Origin of the sequence: Croceitalea rosinachiae (assembly GCF_031846445.1) — a bacterium.
In the GTDB taxonomy this organism is placed as follows: Bacteria; Bacteroidota; Bacteroidia; order Flavobacteriales; family Flavobacteriaceae; genus Croceitalea; species Croceitalea rosinachiae.
The window spans coordinates 145,993-164,942 of record NZ_JAVRHR010000001.1 but is presented as its reverse complement, the minus strand read 5'-3'; the positions used below and the strand labels follow the sequence as shown (position 1 = coordinate 164,942).

General features: G+C 33.8%; 18 protein-coding genes and 1 pseudogene. 18 read left to right on the top strand and 1 reads right to left on the bottom strand.

Annotated features, from left to right (window positions below; genetic code table 11):
- Positions 1-5: 5 nt before the first annotated feature.
- The 15 genes and pseudogenes from metF to RM706_RS00755 all read left to right on the top strand — a co-directional run bounded on the left by metF (position 6) and on the right by RM706_RS00755 (position 14,805).
- Positions 6-959 carry a methylenetetrahydrofolate reductase [NAD(P)H] gene (gene metF, locus RM706_RS00815; RefSeq protein WP_311349119.1) on the top strand — a complete coding sequence of 318 codons (954 nt, stop codon included), beginning with the start codon at positions 6-8 and terminating at the stop codon, positions 957-959.
- 201 nt (positions 960-1,160) lie between these two features.
- Positions 1,161-1,583 (top strand): VOC family protein, encoded by a 423-nt coding sequence (locus tag RM706_RS00810; protein WP_311349118.1) that lies wholly within the window; start codon positions 1,161-1,163, stop codon positions 1,581-1,583.
- A 248-nt stretch (positions 1,584-1,831) separates the two neighbouring features.
- Entirely contained in the window at positions 1,832-2,782 is a 951-nt protein-coding gene (locus RM706_RS00805) for an SDR family oxidoreductase (RefSeq protein ID WP_311349117.1), read from the top strand.
- 9 nt (positions 2,783-2,791) lie between these two features.
- Positions 2,792-3,703 (top strand): helix-turn-helix domain-containing protein, encoded by a 912-nt coding sequence (locus RM706_RS00800; protein ID WP_311349116.1) that lies wholly within the window; start codon positions 2,792-2,794, stop codon positions 3,701-3,703.
- Positions 3,704-3,707: 4 nt separating this feature from the next.
- Complete coding sequence (locus RM706_RS00795) at positions 3,708-4,226, top strand: hypothetical protein (protein ID WP_311349115.1); 519 nt, start codon at positions 3,708-3,710, stop codon at positions 4,224-4,226.
- 152 nt (positions 4,227-4,378) lie between these two features.
- Positions 4,379-5,134: a DUF3667 domain-containing protein gene (locus RM706_RS16500; protein WP_432264956.1), complete on the top strand. Its 756-nt coding sequence runs from the start codon at positions 4,379-4,381 to the stop codon at positions 5,132-5,134.
- Positions 5,135-5,325: 191 nt separating this feature from the next.
- Positions 5,326-5,802, top strand: a complete 477-nt coding sequence (locus RM706_RS00790; RefSeq protein WP_311349114.1) for a cupin domain-containing protein — start codon at positions 5,326-5,328, stop codon at positions 5,800-5,802.
- A gap of 167 nt (positions 5,803-5,969) precedes the next feature.
- A complete protein-coding gene (locus tag RM706_RS00785) occupies positions 5,970-7,070 on the top strand; it encodes an acyloxyacyl hydrolase (RefSeq protein ID WP_311349113.1) in 1,101 nt (366 codons plus the stop codon).
- Between the two features lie 14 nt (positions 7,071-7,084).
- On the top strand, positions 7,085-7,897 hold the full coding sequence (locus tag RM706_RS00780; RefSeq protein ID WP_311349112.1) for a head GIN domain-containing protein: 813 nt from the start codon (positions 7,085-7,087) through the stop codon (positions 7,895-7,897).
- A 99-nt stretch (positions 7,898-7,996) separates the two neighbouring features.
- Positions 7,997-9,076 carry a serine hydrolase domain-containing protein gene (locus RM706_RS00775; protein WP_311349111.1) on the top strand — a complete coding sequence of 360 codons (1,080 nt, stop codon included), beginning with the start codon at positions 7,997-7,999 and terminating at the stop codon, positions 9,074-9,076.
- Between the two features lie 126 nt (positions 9,077-9,202).
- Positions 9,203-9,283, top strand: a pseudogene (locus RM706_RS16495) (hypothetical protein); the annotation flags it as partial.
- A gap of 44 nt (positions 9,284-9,327) precedes the next feature.
- Positions 9,328-9,558 (top strand): helix-turn-helix domain-containing protein, encoded by a 231-nt coding sequence (locus tag RM706_RS00770; RefSeq protein WP_311349110.1) that lies wholly within the window; start codon positions 9,328-9,330, stop codon positions 9,556-9,558.
- Positions 9,559-9,920: 362 nt separating this feature from the next.
- Complete coding sequence (locus RM706_RS00765) at positions 9,921-10,325, top strand: group III truncated hemoglobin (protein WP_311349109.1); 405 nt, start codon at positions 9,921-9,923, stop codon at positions 10,323-10,325.
- Between the two features lie 432 nt (positions 10,326-10,757).
- Positions 10,758-11,465 (top strand): response regulator transcription factor, encoded by a 708-nt coding sequence (locus RM706_RS00760; RefSeq protein WP_311349108.1) that lies wholly within the window; start codon positions 10,758-10,760, stop codon positions 11,463-11,465.
- Between the two features lie 187 nt (positions 11,466-11,652).
- Entirely contained in the window at positions 11,653-14,805 is a 3,153-nt protein-coding gene (locus RM706_RS00755) for a glycosyltransferase family 117 protein (protein ID WP_311349107.1), read from the top strand.
- A 3-nt stretch (positions 14,806-14,808) separates the two neighbouring features.
- On the opposite strand, the gene gldA is transcribed toward RM706_RS00755, so the two are convergent.
- Positions 14,809-15,702, bottom strand: a complete 894-nt coding sequence (gene gldA / locus RM706_RS00750; RefSeq protein ID WP_311349106.1) for a gliding motility-associated ABC transporter ATP-binding subunit GldA — start codon at positions 15,700-15,702, stop codon at positions 14,809-14,811.
- A gap of 321 nt (positions 15,703-16,023) precedes the next feature.
- Between gldA and RM706_RS00745 the strand changes: the two genes are divergently transcribed.
- The 3 genes from RM706_RS00745 to RM706_RS00735 all read left to right on the top strand — a co-directional run bounded on the left by RM706_RS00745 (position 16,024) and on the right by RM706_RS00735 (position 18,948).
- Positions 16,024-16,854 (top strand): prephenate dehydratase, encoded by an 831-nt coding sequence (locus RM706_RS00745; RefSeq protein ID WP_311349105.1) that lies wholly within the window; start codon positions 16,024-16,026, stop codon positions 16,852-16,854.
- Complete coding sequence (locus RM706_RS00740; RefSeq protein ID WP_311349104.1) at positions 16,851-17,996, top strand: pyridoxal phosphate-dependent aminotransferase; 1,146 nt, start codon at positions 16,851-16,853, stop codon at positions 17,994-17,996. The genes RM706_RS00745 and RM706_RS00740 overlap by 4 nt, the downstream gene beginning before the upstream one ends.
- 94 nt (positions 17,997-18,090) lie before the next feature.
- Positions 18,091-18,948 (top strand): prephenate dehydrogenase, encoded by an 858-nt coding sequence (locus RM706_RS00735; protein WP_311349103.1) that lies wholly within the window; start codon positions 18,091-18,093, stop codon positions 18,946-18,948.
- Positions 18,949-18,950: the final 2 nt, after the last annotated feature.

The window sequence follows — 18,950 nt, the reverse complement described above, 5'->3', positions numbered from 1 at the left end:
AAGATATGAAGGTTACCGAGCATATTAAGAGTGCAAAAGGAGAGACACTTTTTAGTTTTGAAATCATCCCGCCCGTTAAGGGAAGGAACATTCAAGAACTGTATGATAATATTGACCCGCTAATGGAGTTCAATCCTCCGTTCATTGATGTGACCACATCACGTGAAGAGTACGTATATATTGACCGAGATGGGTTATTGGATAAGAAATTGACCCGCATGCGACCCGGTACTTTGGGTATTTGTGCTTCCATTACCCATAAATACAATGTGGATACCGTTCCACATGTATTATGTGGAGGCTTTACTAAGGAAGAAACAGAATATTTGTTGGTCGATTGTCATTATTTAGGTATTGACAATGTCATGGCATTGCGCGGAGATGCCATGCGCGAAGAAAAATATTTTGAACCCACTAAAGGCGGACATGATTATGCCTCAAGCTTGGTAAAACAGATTCAAGAATTGAACTGCGGTAATTATTTACATGAGGTGATTGAAACCGATAACTGTGCTGATTTCTGTATTGGTGTAGCTGGTTATCCTGAAAAGCATATGGAGGCCCCTTCTTTAAATTCTGATTTAAAACGACTTAAAGAAAAAGTGGAACTGGGCGCAGACTATGTGGTGACCCAAATGTTTTTTAACAACAAAAGGTTTTTTGAGTTTGTAGATGCCGCTAGAGCTATGGGCATTAAAGTACCCATTATACCTGGTATTAAACCCTTGGCCATAAAAAAGCATTTACAATTGTTGCCACAGGTTTTTCGAGTTGATATCCCTGAAGATTTGGTCGATGCTGTTGAAAGTTGCAAAAATAATAAAGAGGTGAGACAGATAGGGGTAGAATGGTGTATTCAACAGTCAAAAGAATTGAAAGCAGCAGGCGTACCAGTATTACATTATTATAGCATGGGTAAATCAGATAATATAAGAGCCATTGCCAAAGAAGTATTTTAATGCTAAAAGTTCAGATTAACTTTTATACAAATTGATTCAATTTTATTAATCAATAAAAAGAACTTAACTATTTGTTACCACTTGTAAGCGTTTGCAAATAAAATAAGAATTTAACAACATGAAAATCAATATTTTATAATTTTTTATTGTCTAATTAAAAGTTGTATATATTTATGTGCCGTATGCAATTTGAAAACAAAAATGATTGGACATAAAATTAAAGGCTTAGGAGAAGTAGTTCTGCGAGTAAATGATATGGAATTGATGAAAAATTTCTATCTGAAAACCATAGGATTTGAATTAATGAATGAATCTGAGAATTATACTTTCTTTAAAATTACAGATGGTGTCGGCGGCCATACTCAGACCTTAGCATTATTTGCAAAGGATAATCTAACTGCCTTTAATGAAGAGTTGCAAGCTATAATGCCTGAGAATACCACATTACATCATTTCGCTCTTGAAATCGAGTTACTGGATTATGAAGAAATACTGATTCTATGTAAAAAAAATAAAATAGAGTATGTAACTAGTATATTTGAATGGGTTAAATGGAAATCAATATTTATCAAAGATCCAGAATCAAATATTGTCGAATTTGTTTGTTATGATCCAGAGATTTAAAAACTGCATACAACAACGGTTATAATTCAGTCTTCCCTCCTAACCAAACTTAAATTTCTTTCATTTAAACGGCACGAATTCGCTGCCTTAAAATACGGTAGTACTTCCTAGACTGTAATTATAGACTAACCCATGCGTTTAATTAAAACAAACCAAAAAGTATACAACATTCGAAATTCTGTATAAGAAAACAAGATTACCTCTAACCGACCTTTGTCTTATTCTTTTAATCAATAAAAGTAGACAAAATGAATACAAATCAATTTAGTCAAAAAGGGTGGACACCTGATAGAATTGGAGACCTGAGAGGTAAGACTTTTGTAATAACAGGAACCACAAGCGGAACGGGCTTTGAAGCAGCGAAAATATTGCTGTCAAAAGGAGCAAAAGTTGTTATGCTTAATCGAAATCCTAAAAAATCATCGGGTACTATCGCTACTTTGAAACGGGAACTTGGTAATGGCATTAATGTATCATCAGTAGTATTAGATTTAGCAGAACAGGCTTCTGCAAAAAAAGCGGCAGCAGAAGTTCTAAAAACAGTTCCTAAAATCGATGTGCTAATTTGCAATGCGGCAATTGCCCAAGTACCAAAACAGATGCTTACTGAAGATGGTTGGGAAAGTCAGATGGCAACAAACCATTTCGGGAATTTCACGCTTCAAGCTTTATTATTTCCACTGATAGAAAAATCCAAAGGGAGAATAGTAACCGTTGGTAGTATGGGTTATAATTTAGGGATTAAAACCATACAGTTCGATGATTTGAATTGGGATGAAAACTACAGTCCGAATGGTGTATATAGTCAAAGTAAATTAGCGCAAATTATGTGCGTTTACGAATTACAAGACCGCTTGCAACAAGCAAAAAAGTCTGATGTGAAGGTTTATGCTTGTCATCCAGGTGCTTCTAGAACTTCACTGATTAAAACAAGTGGTAGTTTAATGACTCGATTTATTTGGCAACTAATGAAATTATCACCTTTAGTGCAATCGGCTGAAAAAGGCGCTTATCCTCAATTAATGTGTGCCACAGAACCAAACCTTGACCAAAGGGGTTTTTATGGACCAACAAAAAGAATGAATACGGTAGGCCCCGTAGGAGAACACAAATTAGAACCCCAGGCCAAAGATAAAGCCATTGCAAAAAGATTATGGGAACTTTCAGAAAAAGAAACAGGTATAAAATGGAATATCTAAATTTAAGTTATGCAACATTTTAAAACATTATCATCTTATTTAGATTATTTAGGACTTCCTAGACCAGAGCATCCTCTGCTTAGCATGTTCAATTCAAAAGATGATAGTTACTTACCTTGTCCGAGAGAGAGTTCGCCACCCATTACAAATGACTGCTATTCAATTAGTTTTAAAAAGTATGTAGAGGGAGATTTAAACTATGGCCGAACCAAATATGATTTCACCAATGGAGCCTTAATTTTTATCGCACCAAGACAAGTCTTACAATGGGATAATAGCATTGTTTTTGAGCAAAAAGGTTTTTCAATAAACTTTCACGAAGATTTTTTGAAAGGAACGGAATTAGCGCTACAAATAAAAAAATATGGTTTCTTTTCCTATTTAGTAAATGAAGCATTACATCTTTCACCCAAAGAAGAAAAGCAAATAGAATCGATAGTAGAAAATATTGAAATTGAATATCATAATAATCAAGATGTCTTCAGTAAAGAAATTATTATTTCTCAATTGGACACATTGTTAAAATATGCCAATCGTTTCTATGAAAGGCAGTTTTTAAATAGGAAAGGAATATCGAACGATTTGTTAGAGCAATTTAATCAGCATCTATGCAACTATTTTCAATCAGGACAATTGCAAGAAAAAGGTACTCCAAACATAGAAAAAATGGCAAACAAAATGTCGGTTTCGAAACGTTACTTAAGTGATACACTTAAAAAAGAAACAGGGAAAACTACTACTGAACATATTCACTTGCATTTAATCAATGAAGCAAAGAATATTTTATTACAACCAAACAAAAGTATCTCTGAAGTGGCTTATGAGTTAGGGTTTGAATATCCCCAATATTTTTCAAGATTATTCAAAAAGAAGGAAGGTATCAGTCCAACAGAGTACAGAGAATTATATAAAATGAATTAAAATTATGGATATATTAAAAACAGCAATTGACTGGGTAAAAGCCGAACTTTTTTCAACCCCATTTTTCATTCTATTCGGATTCGTATTTATGGCAGCAAGTTTAGGGTTTTGGCAGTTAGGGAAAACAGATATAGCTAAAGCATACATAATTCCTACCTTGATCGCAGGTGTTCTACTTTTAACTATAGGGCTTGGATTATTTTTTACAAATAGGTCAAGGATCACACAATTTAAAACTGCTTACAATATGGATGCCCCTGCATTCATAGAATCAGAAATCACTCGTGCCGAAGCAACTCTTAAAGAATATAATAGAATCGTTTTTAAAACGATTCCAATTATAATTATTGTAGCAGCTTTGACAATTATTTTTATTGATACACCAACTTGGCGTGCAATCAGTATTACAACAATTGCTATGCTAATAGTTATCTTACTAGTAGATGGTACTGCCTACGCAAGAATTGACACCTACCGCAAAGAATTAAAATCGATGGATATAGAAAATGAAATGAAAAAATAACTACACAAGACAATGTGAATGAGCAATAGTGGTTTGAGTGCTAACTCGAACCGTTTTTCATTAAATTAAAGTATATTATGATTCGAAAAGCAATCGCTTAAAATCAGCTACGGCTTATAAGACAGATTGTTGGCACTCACTAAAACTCTGAATTGAAAATAATAACTTGCAATAATTGCGATTTTGAATTCGAAGGAAAATTTTGTCCGAATTGTTCCCAGAGCCAACTTGCAAATTATCGACTAAATTTTAAAGGAGTAATTAGTGAGTTCTTTGATACCATATTTAATTTCGATAAAGGATTATGGTATACCTTTTGGAATTTACTGAAACAACCTCATTTTGTTGCTCAAAATTTTATCGAGGGTAAAAGAAAACGATTTACAAGCCCTGTCAAATATTTTGTGATTTCCACTATAGTCCAGGCACTTGTTGCATATCTCTTTTTAAGTGACTCAACTAATATTCCTACCACTGAATTCTTCTTTCTCTCAGAAGAAACGAATCAAAACATTAGGTATTGGGGCGAACTTATGACATTTGATTATCCAGTGATTTTGGGAATTATTAGCACGCTAGTTTGGACTATTTTAGTTTACATTTTATTTAGGAAGTCTAACTACAACTTCACCGAATTGCTGGTTTCCTCATTATATTTCTATGGGACAATTTTCATTCTAATCAACTTAATTTCTATCGCTTATAAACCATTGACCAATGACAACCTTCCTATGAGTTTGGTAAGTTTTATTGGTTTTGCTTATATGACTTTCGCATATTTTCATTTTTTTAAAAGGGTTAATTTTGTTTGGCGTGTTATAAAAATAATCATTGTCTTCTTTGGGTTGTTCATATTTAGAATGCTTGTTTTTCCGCTAATTTTAGATGGGTTATTTCCAATTAATTAATAAGATAAAACGCCTGCTAGAAATAGCTATAATTCATTGCGGAAATCTTACTAACTTTAAACAAAATAACCACTAACACACCGGGATTTCAAACGGATAAGTCCTTAGGACGTATCTAGCAACGAAATTTTAAACTAGACCGTTGTACACAAGAATCGAATACAAACAAAAAGAAATATAAAAAATATAAAATGAAAAAATCAATTTTAGCCCTGCTTGTTTTGGCCTCATTATCGGGGTTTGCCCAAGATTCTGAATATAAAGTTTCTTCATATCTTATTGAGGGTACAAAAGCACCAAATACGCATTATATCGGAGAGGCTTGGCTGAATGCTATTATTCATGATGATACTGAATTGGGTTATAACATTACAAAGGCAACATTTAAAGCCAATTCAACCTTGGATTGGCACCAACATAGCTCTACGCAAGTCTTAATAATTGTAGATGGAGAAGCGTATTATCAGGAAAGAGGAAAGGAACCCTTAATACTAGAAGAAGGAGATGTAATTAAATGCGAAAAAGATATCGAACACTGGCATTCCTCGACCAAGCTTAGTGATGTAACATATTTAGCTCTATATGGTGGTGGTCAACCAACAACTTGGACAGAAGTGGTTACTCAAGAATATTATGATGGAGTCGCCAAAAAACTAAAGAATAATTGATAATCCTGAGCTTATGACTATATACAATTGAATTAGAACGCCAGTGTGCTACCGGTAGGCAGGCTTGCTAAACCACATTGCTAATCTTGACCAATGACATCATCAAAATTCAAAAAAGACAATTAACCTTCAACTTTAAACATTGAATAGTTTTACTTTTGAATTCAATGAACTTAAAATTTCTTTGTTGCCTACTTTTTTCAGTGGGTTTTTGCTTTTCCCAAAAAAGCGAGACATCACGAAAATATGTTCTTGATTTGAGTCAATTTAATGGCTCAATTCTCTTGCACAACCCAGATATTTCGCATTTGATAAGCGAGCATCCGGCAGGCTTTATTTTAGGTTTTAATAGAAAACGGTACGGTCATGAGAAATGGGAAGCTGACTATGGTTATCCAGATACAGGGTTTACATTCGCCTATCAAGACATGAAAAGCCCAACATTGGGTCAACATTTTGGTTTATACGCTCACTATAATTTTTACTTTTTAAAGCGAAATCTTCAATTTAGAATTGGTCAAGGGATTGCTTATAACACCAATCCTTACGATAAGAACACCAATTTTAGAAATAATGCGTATGGGTCTCACTTATTGAGTTCAACAATGGTTATGCTCAATTACCATAAAGAGAATGTTATTGCTGGATTAGGCTTTAAAGCTGGTATTTCATTATTGCATTATTCCAATGCAAACTTTAAAGCCCCAAATACTTCGACAAATACTGCCGCATTGAATTTTGGATTGACCTATGATTTAGATGGCGGTGTGGAATATGATTTTTTGCCAAAACCACCACAAGAAAAGATAACAGAACCAATTCGCTATAATTTGGTATTTCGTTCAGGTATAAATGAAAGTGATGTTATCAATTCAGGGCAGTATGGCTTTGCTATTTTTTCTGCCTATGCAGATAAGAGATTAGGAAGAAAAAGTGCTTTACAACTGGGAACGGATGTTTTCTTTTCAAACTTTTTAAAAGAATTGATTCGTTTTCAAAGTACTTCTTTTCCTGAGATGAACGTTGAAGCTGATACAGATTTTAAAAGGGTAGGTCTCTTTGTGGGACACGAATTGTTTATTAATAAAATGAGTCTCATCACGCAACTTGGTTATTATGTGTATTATCCTTTTGATTTTGAGGGGAAAGTATATAATCGGATTGGTTTGAAACGATACCTTGGAAAACAGGTTTTTGCAAGCGCTACCTTAAAATCGCATGGAGCTGCTGCTGAAGCACTTGAATTTGGAATTGGAATAAGATTATAGCTATTAGTATTAAGATGTTAAATATTAGATTTTTAAATATAAAAAGCCGCCATGTCGAGCCGAATCGAGGCGCACTAGGGCTATTTTTATTTTTGGTTAATGCGCTACTTATTTCTAGCTGTAATTCTGAAAATGCTCCAGATTGTTTTCAAAATGCTGGAGATTTAGTAAGGGTTGAGGTAGATGTCCCTACTTTTTCCAATATTACAGTTTTTGAAAATCTAAATCTTGTTTTAAAGCAAGGGACCGAGCAATTGGTAGAAATTGAAACAGGGCAGTTCTTATTAAATGATGTTAGTGCTAGTGTTGAAGATGACCAACTAGTCTTAAGAAATGAAAATACATGTAATTATGTTCGAGATTATGGATTGACGACTATTTATGTGACTTCTCCTAATATTTCTGAGATTAGAAGCAGCACTGGGGGATTAATTTCAAGTGATGGTACGATAGACTATCCTGATCTTAGGTTGTTATCGGAAAGTTTTAGCAGCCCTGAAACGGAAACCACTGATGGTTCTTTTAATTTAAGCTTAGATTCAGAAAATGTGTCGGTAGTAACTAATGGGATAGCCTTTTTTCAACTTAGAGGGATTGCCGAAAATTTTAATGCTAACATAGCTGCAGGTGATTCTCGAATTGAAGCAGAAAACCTAATTGCTCAAAATGTTACTATAAATCATCGCGGTTCCAACGATATTTTTGTAAATCCTCAACAAACCATTAGTGGGACAATACGTGGGTATGGCGATGTAATAAGTATCAATCGCCCACCTGAAATTGAAGTAGAAGAGCTTTTTAACGGTCGATTGATTTTTCAAGATTAAAAATGGAATTTCATGTCACTCCGACAACGATTCGATATCATTGAATCGATGTGGTATCTTAAAAATTTCTGGCTACATTCGAAATGATAAACATTCTCTGTGAATTCATTTTTCAAATACATCACTGATCTTTTTACTTCTTTTACCAAATTAAAATCTTTAGATGGATTAAGGAACCTAGAAAAAGCTGATGCTATTTTGCATAATCTTTACGTTGAAGAAAAAGTGCCAGGAATAGCGGTTACGTTGCTAAAAAAAGATAAAGTCATTTTACAAAAGGGTTATGGCTATTCCGATTTGGAAAATAAAACATCAGTTGATCCTAACAAGACTATTTTTAGAATAGCAAGTATTTCTAAATGCATAACAGGTCTGACTTTAGGGAAGATGGTAGAAGAAGGAATCTTAAGTTTTGATGATTCATTTTACAAACACGTTCCTTATTATCCAAAAAAGAAGTATGACTTTACACTACGACAACTGGCAAGTCATACGGCAGGTATTAGGCCGTATAGAGGTAAAGAATTTGGATTAAACGTGTCCTACTCGATAAAAGAGAGTTTAGAAGTCTTTCAAAATGACCCTTTAGTTTTTGAACCTGGAAAAGGGTATTTGTACAATAGCTTTGATTTTGTTTTATTGTCCTTGGCCATGCAAGAGGCGAGCGGTGTTCCTTTTGAAGATTATGTAAAAGAAAAAGTACTGGAGCCTATCGGCATGGTAAATACTTTTCCTCCACTAAAAAATGTTGCTAGCAATCCGAAAAGAATTGATAATCAAACAGAATTTTATACCAAAACCAATATTGGCTTTAAAAGGGCAATCGAAGTCAATAACTATTACAAATTAGCCGGAGGTGGCTACTTAGCTACAAGTTCTGATGTTGCCAAACTAGGGCAAGCTATTTTAAAGAAAAAGTTATTACGGCCAGAGACCTACGAAGAGCTGTTGACATCTCAAAAGATTAATGGGAAACCAACGTACTATGGTTTAGGTTTTCAAATAAGTCAAGATGAGAAGGGTAGGGCTTATGTTGGGCATATAGGGAGTAGTGTAGGTGCCTATTCCAATTTATTTGTTTATCCTAGAGACGAACTAGTGGTTTCTATTTTAATAAATTGTACAGACGCTAAAGTTCAAGGTGTCTTAGACGAGCTAATTTTACTTTCAAGTGATTAGCGGCACAATTAAAATGTACAATTTTTATGAAGACGGCAAAGAGTTAATTCAAGGTATATTTTCCGATAGGATAGTTTTGGAGAACCTCCATTATTTAGCAATTTAGCCTATCCTGCTTATGCAGAAGCGGTAAAAGAAAGTTGGGTTTGGCAACTTGATAAAAATAATTTTTTTAAGCTTTTAAAAGATAACCAGAATCACATCTAAATGTAACCCAAACAATTGCAGGTAGGTTATATTATAAAGCAACAATGGCTGCTGAAATTTCCTCAGAAAATGCAGAACATCGTCTGCTTAGACTTATAGATTACTTTAAAAATCATATTCACCGGCTTAAACCAGATAATAAGTTTAGGGTAGAACTGTCTAGGCAGCAAATGGCAGATTTAACAGGTCTTAGAGTTGAAACTGTAATAAGAGCCATTAAAACTTTGGAGAGAAGGGGCGAAGTGCTTTTGGAGTCTCATAGGATTATGAGATAAAAATTACTGGTATGATTTAGGTCATAAAATCTTGGTAGCAATCTAAAATATTTTTATGCCATAATTTAAAAACAATGGAAATTATGGAACTAGACCTTAAAAATCTTCAAGAGTTTAAGAACAATGAATGCGGATATGCAACTATCTTCATAATAGTATAGAGTTGTTTAGGGTCTATAGCGGCAATGTATATTCTAATGAATGGTACTTCTGTATTTCAAACAATGCAATTCATGGTAACAATTGTTTGCATGGCTTTAATGCTTCTATATTAGCGCAGCTGCGTTCCAAGTTTTTATTTAATTTATTCTTGATAAGCCTTATAGTAAGTGCATTAGTATTAGTCATAAACTCCATGTAAGATGAGCAAGATGTTAATTAAGAGTCGTAAAGAAGTTAATTTATTGGTCAAGAAATTTTATGAGAAGGTAAGGGAGGATAGTGAAATCGGCCATTTTTTTATTGAAACAATTATAGATTGGCTCGAGCATTTAGAAAAGTTGACCGATTTTTGGGAGACAAATCTATTTTTAGTTAAAAACTATAAAGACAATCCCTTACAAGTTCACGCAGATTTGGATAAAAAGATGAATTATACGATTTCTAACTATCACTTTGGAATATGGTTGCGCCATTGGATATCAACTATTGACGTTAATTTTACTGGTGAGAATGCCGAAAAAGCTAAGCAAAGAGCAAGAAACATGAGCTTGCGAATGTTTATGGCTATTTTTGAACAACGTAAAAAGCTTAAACCTAACACTTAAACGGATTGTTTAGGCAATACATAGAAAACCTAAGGTCACATAAAGCAAAAAAATTAATTTCATTGCAAAGAAGTTATCTAATGAGAAAATGTATCCTGCTTTTTGTTCTGCTAGTAGTAGCAATTTTTTTATTTAAAACTAACGTATCAGAATCTAATAATTCTTTGGACAAATTTACTCCCAAGGAATTAGCTTCAATTGAAGAGAATAAAGAAATAACAATGAATTAGAATCTAAACTAATTCGTTTACCCTACAAAAAAACTCTCTAGATTTTTATTTTTTCTGCTCAATTTCAATGCTTTTAATTAGTTGTCATGGGTAAAGTCAAAACTGCATAGCACATATCTTTTGATATTTTTAAGGTAATTTCATAAACAAATTCCCTTATTTTTTTATTTTTTTGCAGAACTTTAGTTTCAAACTTTAAGATGTGAGAGTAGTTTACTTCTTTTTACTAATGGTTACCATCAATTTATCAGGACAGGAAAGTAGTAATCCACCCAACAATTTAGTGTTTATAGATGTAGCGGCCTTTGATGAGCTGACACTCAAAGAATGGAAGAAGTTCAAATATTTTGAAAATCAATTAGAAAGTTCTGAATCATCCGAGGAGGTTAAAGGAAATCATTTAAAAAAATACTCTAGGGATTCTTTGAATATTTTGGCAGTTAAATTAATAGCTGTAAAAGTTTTAGATAATAAGGAGTTGTTAGAACTTGATATTTCGGAAAATGCAGGTTATTATGAAGACCTTTTAAACCAACTAAGAGAAAGTTCGATCGACCCTAAAAACTATCTTTTTCTTGAAATAAGGTTGAACTTATATCTAAATGAAATTTTAGAGAAAAAAGTACAGCAGAGTAAATGGTTGATTTCTGGATTGGTTCTTCTGGTATTAATTTTAGGTTTTATCGTTTTTAAAAAGTGGAGAATTGGAATTAGCGCAAGACCACAATTAAGCAATCAAGAAAAAACAATACAAAGCCTTATTTTACAAGGAAAGTCCAATAAAGAAATCGCTAGCGAACTTTTTATTAGCATGAGCACTGTAAAAACACATATTACAAATCTCTACAGTAAATTAAAAGTCGCAAACCGCCAGGAACTCTTTCAAAATAGCACGGGTACTAGCACCTAATTCAGACTGTATTTTTTAGAATTTAAAAGGCGAACTATTGTTCTTTGTGCATTATGCATAAAAGAGCGAAGTGTTGACCAACTTTTTAAATAAAAGAGTATTTGTTAAAAGTGTAAATTTTGGCTTTTGGAACAACTTTTTAGGTTGGCTCTTTTTTTTTAACGCACTGATTACCTATATACTTACAATGGAACCAACAGTAAGTTTTTGGGATTCAGGTGAGTATATTGCAACTTCTGCAAAACTTGAGGTGGCACACCCCCCCGGAGCACCACTTTTTCAAATGATTGGTGCCTTTTTTGCTCTTTTTGCAAAAGACACAGCTCATGTAGCGCAAATGGTCAACCTGGTCTCGGTTGTTTCAAGTGCTTTTACTGTTCTTTTTTTGTTTTTTACGATTACTAATTTAGTTCAAAAATTAGTATCAAATGTCAAGCATAATAGGAAAGATTATTCTGTAGTGGTTCTCGCCAGTGGAATGATTGGAGCACTTACTTTTACTTACTCAGATAGTTTTTGGTTCAATGCTACAGAAACTGAGGTCTATGCAATGGCCAGTTTTATTATGGCAATCTTAATATGGCTTGGTATAAAATGGATTGATAATTTGGAGCATAGACGTGGAAATAGATGGTTGGTGCTGATTTCTTTTATTATAGGCTTAACATTTGGTATTCAGTTTATGGGGTTTTTGGCAATACCGTCTATTGTTTTGCTATTTTGTTTTAAAAAGTTCAAGAAAAACAATTTTAAGTACTTTTTACTTTATAACCTTATTGCTGTTGGTTTATTGTTCTTTGTTTTTAAGCTTTCTCTTACCTATGTTCTTAAAGTATTCGCATGGGGTGAACTCTTTTTTGTCAATGAAATAGGACTACCATTTAATTCAGGTTCATTAATAATGGCCTTATTATTTTTTTTATGTTTCTACCTTGGCTTACGATACACAAGAAAAAAAAGTCAAGTTATTACCAATACCGTTATTATATGTTTGCTCTTTTTATTTTTAGGTTTTTCATCATGGTTAATGCTTCCAATTCGAGCCAGTGTTAATGTAGGCATAAATGAGAACGACCCTTCAGATGCCAGAACTCTTTTGGCATACTATAATAGAGAACAATATGGAGGTGTTGAAAGCCCCTTTTATGGTGCATACTATTCAGACATGTTTTCCGAATCTGGTGACTATTTAGATGATAAACCAAAATATGAAAGGGATTACGAATTAGATAGGTACGTCATTGTTAATGAGTACAAAAAAGCTACTCGTGCACCTAACGAAAGGCATATTGGCATTTTACCCAGATTATGGAGTCAACAGCATGCTGAAAATTACATGAGATATTTTGGACGTCTAAAATTTCAGATTAAATCAGATTATATAAGCGATAATGATTTGCGCGAAGCAATAAAAAAGTTTAGGCAATTAGATTCAGAAGGTAAAATAGACACTGAGCAATACATTGAGTTTCTCAGAAGCTTTAGTGAGTACATTAATGTGCAGCCACCAAGTTTGGTTCAAAACCTTAAAATTCTATTTGAATATCAACTGGGGTATATGTACCTGCGTTATTTTATGTGGAATTACGTTGGAAGACAAAATGATGTACAATGGCGATACGATAATAATGGCCATTGGTTAAGTGGTATCAAGTCAGTAGATAGTTTACGGCTGGGAAGTCAAGATAATTTACCCAGCGAAGTTTTAGAAAATAAAGCACGTAATACGTATTTTTTTCTTCCACTTTTATTAGGTTTAGTAGGTATTATATTTCAAGCGCGAAGAAGTCCAAAACAATTTTGGGTACTATTTGTCTTCTTTATGTTTACAGGATTTGCAATACAGTTTTATACGAATCCCTATATTTTTCAGCCTAGAGAACGAGATTATTCATTGGTAGGTTCATTTTATGCTTTTGCTATTTGGATTGGTATTGGAGTTTTTGGTTTATTTAATGTAATTCAAAACTATATTCCGAAAAAGCTTGCAAGCACTATATCTATTTTAACATGCTTATTTTCTGTACCTTTTTTAATGGCCTTTCAAAATTGGGACGATCATGATAGATCAAACCGTTTTACGGCCCGTGCCTCAGCAAAAGCTTATCTCGACTCCACAAAAAAAGATGCTGGGGCAATTTTATTTACTATTGGAGATAATGATAATTTTCCCCTTTGGTATTTACAAGAAATAGAAGGGTACAGAACCGATGTTCGTGTAATTGTAACAGGGTATTTTGCAACAGACTGGTATATAGATCAAATGAAGAGAAAGACCTATAAAAGCAGTCCCATTCCATCTCAATTAACCCATAATGATTATAAGTACGGTTCACGTGATGCAATTCACTATCAAGCCTTGCCAAATGTTAAGGAAAACAGATGGGCAATCAAAGATTTCATGAATTGGGTCGGTAGTGATAAACCTCAGACAAAACTCAAATATCTCTTTGAAAAAATGGGAAGGGATACTTCTGTAATTCCAAAAAGCACCTTGCAGCTGGTGTACTTTCCAACAAACAAAATACGCATACCAGTAAACAAAAAGAATGTGTTACAAAGCGGTCTTATAAAAGAGAAAGACTCTCAGTTAATAGTGGATTATATCGATATTGATTTACCGACAAGTTATATTACCAAGAATAGGATGATGATGCTTGATGTCATTGCCAATAACGATTGGAAGCGGCCTATCTATTTTTCTGGTGGTAGTTTTGACGATGCGGAATATATTTGGATGAAAGATTACCTACAGCTAGAAGGACTTGCTTATAAACTAGTACCTATTAAAACGGTAAATGAAAGTCTATTCAGCATGGGTAGGGTGGATCCTGATTTGATGTACGATATCATTAACAATTGGGATTGGGGAAATTCCGGTGATTATAATATTTATCAAGACCCACAATCGAGAAAACAATTTGGTGTCACTTTTAGGCTGAATATGGCTAGACTAATGGAAGAACTTATTCGTGAAAATAAAAATGACATGGCAAAAGAAATAATTGATATGGCTATGTTAAATATTCCTGTTGAAAATTATGGTTATTATACTTTCATTGAACCTTTTATGGATGGTTATTACAAAGTTGGTGAATTAGAAAAAGCAAGAACTCTATTTAAAAAATTAAAAAAAGTCTATCAAGAAAGACTAAAATATTATTCCCAAATTCCAACAGCTGAGCAGTACCGCCATTTGGAAACCATTATTTCAGATATGGAGTCTTACCGCCGAATTATAAATATTCTTTTAGAGAATAGTGATACAACACTAATTGATATGGAGCAAAAGCTATTTGATAGTTACCTCAATAAGTTCAACAATTTTATTGCCCAATAAAAATTAATTCGTTAACTCTGTAAACAAACTCTCTAGATTTTTATTTTTTCTACTCAATTGCAATGTTTTTAACTGATTGTCATGGGCAAAGTCAAAAACCGCAGGGCGCATATCCTTTGATGTATTAAAGGTAATTTCATAAACAAAGCCCCCCGTATTCTTTACGGCTGAAACATTCGGTAATTGATTCAATAATACCTCTTCAACCCTATAATCAAATTCAACTTCAATAAGTTGTTGTTCCGCTTCTCTAAGTTCCTCTATTTTTTTATCAGCCACCAATTCACCTTTATTTATAATAATAACTCGGTCACAAACGGCTTCTACCTCTTTCATAATATGGGTAGATAGTAGAATGGTTTTTTCCTTACCAATTTCTCGAATCAGTTTACGTATTTCAATGAGTTGATTGGGGTCAAGGCCTGTAGTGGGCTCATCCAAAACCAGTACATCCGGGTTGTGGAGCAGGGCAGCCGCAAGACCAACACGTTGTCTATAACCCTTTGAGAGTTGTCCTATTTTTTTATGTGCCTCCGGATTCAATCCGGTTTGCTCGATAACTTCAACTATCCTGTCTTTAGCTACTTTATAAACATCGGCATTAAAAGCCAGGTATTCCTTAACGTACATTTCTAAATAGAGCGGATTGTGCTCTGCTAAATAGCCAATGCTTTTTTGAACATCGGTTTTATTAGTTAAAACATTAAATCCATTGACTTCAGCATCACCAGAATCAGCTTTGTGGTATGTGGTCAACACTCGCATCATGGTCGATTTGCCAGCACCATTTGGACCTAAAAAACCTACAATCTCACCCTTTTTGATAGAAAAAGAGATGTTGTTTAAAGCCTTTTGATTCCCAAATGTTTTAGTGATATTTTGAACTGTAATGGACATTTAGCCGATTTTGAATTCAAAAATAAGATATTCTAATCATAGAAATTAATTTCGATATTCTTAATAAAAACTATTTTTGACAAATTTATATTCAGTGAATATTTGAATTCTTAAAAAAATTCTGAAAACTTACAGACTACCTTTGATTTCTCAATGGATTACTTAATCTTAGCCAAGAATTAAAGCAAAATGACAAAAACGTATTTCTACAACGGTTTTTATTTCTACTTCTTTTTTAAGAGAGGTATGGGACTGTTCTAGTATACATCAAGTATAAAAAACAAATAAAGTCCCGATATAAAATCGGGACTTTTTTATTGAATGAAACTTAAAGTAGCCATACAAGGAATTAAAGGAAGCAATCATCATCAAGTCGCAAATGACTTTTTTGGTGATAGTCTCGATTTGGTCGAATGCTTATCATTTGATAAACTTATTCAACATTTAATCGATGGAACAGCTGCTAAAGGAGTAATGGCCATTGAAAATTCGATTGCAGGGTCTATCATTCCTAACTATAACCTAATATATCATAATAAGATTCATATTATTGGAGAGCATTATTTGAGTATCCACCATAATTTAATGGTAAAAAAAGGAGTGAGAATCAGAGGTTTAAAAGAAGTGCATTCTCATCCTATGGCATTATTGCAATGCAAAGATTTTTTTAAAAATTATCCACATATAAAATTGGTTGAAAGTGTTGACACTGCCGAAACAGCTCAACGTATTCAAGAGAATGATTTAGATACTATTGGGGCCATTGCTCCAAAGGTAGCTTGCAAATTATATGATTTAGAAATCATTGCTCCTGAAATACAAACCATAAAAAACAATGCCACCCGCTTTATTATTTTAAAGAAGCAAAATAAAGTATTGCCCCAAGAGGAAATCAATAAAGCTTCGCTTCGATTTATTACAGACCACAAAAGGGGAAGTTTGGCAACTGTTTTGAATGTGATGAGTGATTGTAATATGAACTTAACGAAAATACAATCGCTTCCTGTTATTGAAACCCCCTGGAAATATGCCTTTTTTGTCGATGTTACTTTTGATAAATATGAAGATTTTACCAAAGGAAAGGCGCTATTGGAAATCATGTCTGAAGATTTTAGGGTTTTAGGTGAATACAAAAATGCATTAAAAGCATGATAACAGCAGACAGGTTAAAATCAGTTCAAGAATATTACTTTTCAAAAAAGCTAAGAGAGGTGCGCGGTTTGATTACTGAAGGTAGACCAATCATTAATATGGGTATCGGAAGCCCAGATTTGGCACCATCTAAGATGGTTTTAGAAACTTTAAAAGAGTCCATTACAGATTTAGGAGCAAGTCAGTATCAGAGTTACCAAGGCTTACCAGAATTAAGAGCGGCAATAGCCTCTTTTTATAAATCCAAATTCGGGGTGCAGGCTAATCCTGAGAATGAAATATTGCCTTTGATGGGATCTAAAGAAGGGATTATGCATATTAGTATGGCCTTTTTAAATAGAGGCGATGAAGTTTTGATTCCAAACCCAGGTTATCCTACCTACGCTTCAGTAACCAAATTGGTAGAAGCCGTTCCAAAGACATATAATTTGAATACCGCGAATGATTGGTTTCCAGATTTACAAGCTTTAAACAAGCAAGATTTATCTAAAGTGAAATTAATGTGGTGTAGTTACCCACATATGCCTACGGGCGCGATGGCTTCTAAAGAAAAATTAGAACAATTGTTAGACTTTGCTAAGTCTAACAACATTTTATTGGTAAATGATAACCCTTACAGTTTTGTGCTTACAGAAAATCCAACTAGTATGTTGTCCGTTGATGGCGCAAAAGATTATTGCCTGGAATTGAACAGTCTCAGTAAGACCTTTAACATGGCAGGGTGGCGCGTGGGAATGGTTTTGGGGAACAAAGAAAACGTCAGTGCAATTTTAAAGGTAAAAAGTAATATGGATTCTGGTATGTTTTACGGAATTCAAAAAGGGGCAATTGCTGCTCTTAAAAGTGGCAACGATTGGTTTAAAAAGCTAGATGCTGTTTACCAAAGTAGAAGACACGCAATGTATAAACTTATTGATAAGATTGGTGCCGAATATGATAGAAATGCGGTCGGAATGTTCGTTTGGGCAAAACTGCCGAAAGGTTCAAAGTCATCTGAAGAATTTATTGATGAATTGCTTTACAGTAAGAATATTTTTATTGCGCCCGGAACAATCTTTGGGAGTAATGGAGAGGGTTACATACGCTTTTCTTTGTGCGTAAAAGAAGAAAAAATAAAAGAAGCATTAGATAGGTTTGAGTAGTTAGATACTATAAGGGAGAGGGGTAGATAGTATTGTAGATTTAATGGGTTTTACATCTAAAATTTCTGCAGTAATATCTAAAATCTAAGAAAAAATGAAGTTAGCTATAATAGGTATCGGTTTAATTGGGGGTTCTTTTGCGAAAGATGTTAAACGCTTGCATCCAGAAACTGAGGTTTATGGAATAGATGCAAACGACGAACATTTGAATAAAGCCCTTGATTTAGGTCTAATTGATGCTAAAGCAACTTACCAAGATTTGCAATTTGCAGATATGGTTTTGGTTGCCATACCAGTAGATGTTTTGGTTGATGAAATGCCGAAAATATTGGATGCTATTGGCGAAAATACGGTAGTATTTGATACAGGTTCTACCAAAGCTTTGATTTGTAAAAGCCTTGAAAATCATCCTAAGAGAAGAAATTTTTTGGCTAGTCATCCTATCGCAGGAACAGAATTTTCAGGACCTGAAGCCGCTATTGAAAATTTGTACAACGGTAAGACCAATATCATTTGTGAAGTAGAGAAAACGGCATTTAAACTTCAGGAGAAAGCTTTGCAGCTTTTTCAGGAGTTAGGTATGCGAATTCGTTATATGAATGCTGAAGCGCATGATAAGCATATTGCCTATGTCTCTCATTTGTCACATATCAGTTCATTTATGTTGGGAAAAACGGTTATTGAAAAAGAGAAAAATGAACGCGATATTTTTGATATGGCAGGTAGTGGATTTGAAAGTACGGTTCGTTTAGCCAAAAGCTCGCCAGCAATGTGGGCACCAATTTTTGAGCAAAATAAAGAGAATGTAATTGAAACTCTAACAGAATATATTCACAATCTGGAGGATTTTAAAAAGATGATTGAAAATGAAGACTTTAAGGGAGTCTACGATGAAATGAACAATACAAATAAGATTAAACAAATATTAAACGGAATACCACTTACAAAATAGAA

Bases quoted from the DNA above. Each gene is read 5' to 3' on its own strand.
- metF (WP_311349119.1), top strand. From the start codon at position 6: ATGAAGGTTACCGAGCATATTAAGAGTGCAAAAGGAGAGACACTTTTT.
- RM706_RS00810 (WP_311349118.1), top strand. From the start codon at position 1,161: ATGATTGGACATAAAATTAAAGGCTTAGGAGAAGTAGTTCTGCGAGTA.
- RM706_RS00805 (WP_311349117.1), top strand. From the start codon at position 1,832: ATGAATACAAATCAATTTAGTCAAAAAGGGTGGACACCTGATAGAATT.
- RM706_RS00800 (WP_311349116.1), top strand. From the start codon at position 2,792: ATGCAACATTTTAAAACATTATCATCTTATTTAGATTATTTAGGACTT.
- RM706_RS00795 (WP_311349115.1), top strand. From the start codon at position 3,708: ATGGATATATTAAAAACAGCAATTGACTGGGTAAAAGCCGAACTTTTT.
- RM706_RS00790 (WP_311349114.1), top strand. From the start codon at position 5,326: ATGAAAAAATCAATTTTAGCCCTGCTTGTTTTGGCCTCATTATCGGGG.
- RM706_RS00785 (WP_311349113.1), top strand. From the start codon at position 5,970: ATGAACTTAAAATTTCTTTGTTGCCTACTTTTTTCAGTGGGTTTTTGC.
- RM706_RS00780 (WP_311349112.1), top strand. From the start codon at position 7,085: ATGTTAAATATTAGATTTTTAAATATAAAAAGCCGCCATGTCGAGCCG.
- RM706_RS00770 (WP_311349110.1), top strand. From the start codon at position 9,328: ATGGCTGCTGAAATTTCCTCAGAAAATGCAGAACATCGTCTGCTTAGA.
- RM706_RS00765 (WP_311349109.1), top strand. From the start codon at position 9,921: ATGAGCAAGATGTTAATTAAGAGTCGTAAAGAAGTTAATTTATTGGTC.
- RM706_RS00755 (WP_311349107.1), top strand. From the start codon at position 11,653: ATGGAACCAACAGTAAGTTTTTGGGATTCAGGTGAGTATATTGCAACT.
- gldA (WP_311349106.1), bottom strand. From the start codon at position 15,702: ATGTCCATTACAGTTCAAAATATCACTAAAACATTTGGGAATCAAAAG.
- RM706_RS00745 (WP_311349105.1), top strand. From the start codon at position 16,024: ATGAAACTTAAAGTAGCCATACAAGGAATTAAAGGAAGCAATCATCAT.
- RM706_RS00740 (WP_311349104.1), top strand. From the start codon at position 16,851: ATGATAACAGCAGACAGGTTAAAATCAGTTCAAGAATATTACTTTTCA.
- RM706_RS00735 (WP_311349103.1), top strand. From the start codon at position 18,091: ATGAAGTTAGCTATAATAGGTATCGGTTTAATTGGGGGTTCTTTTGCG.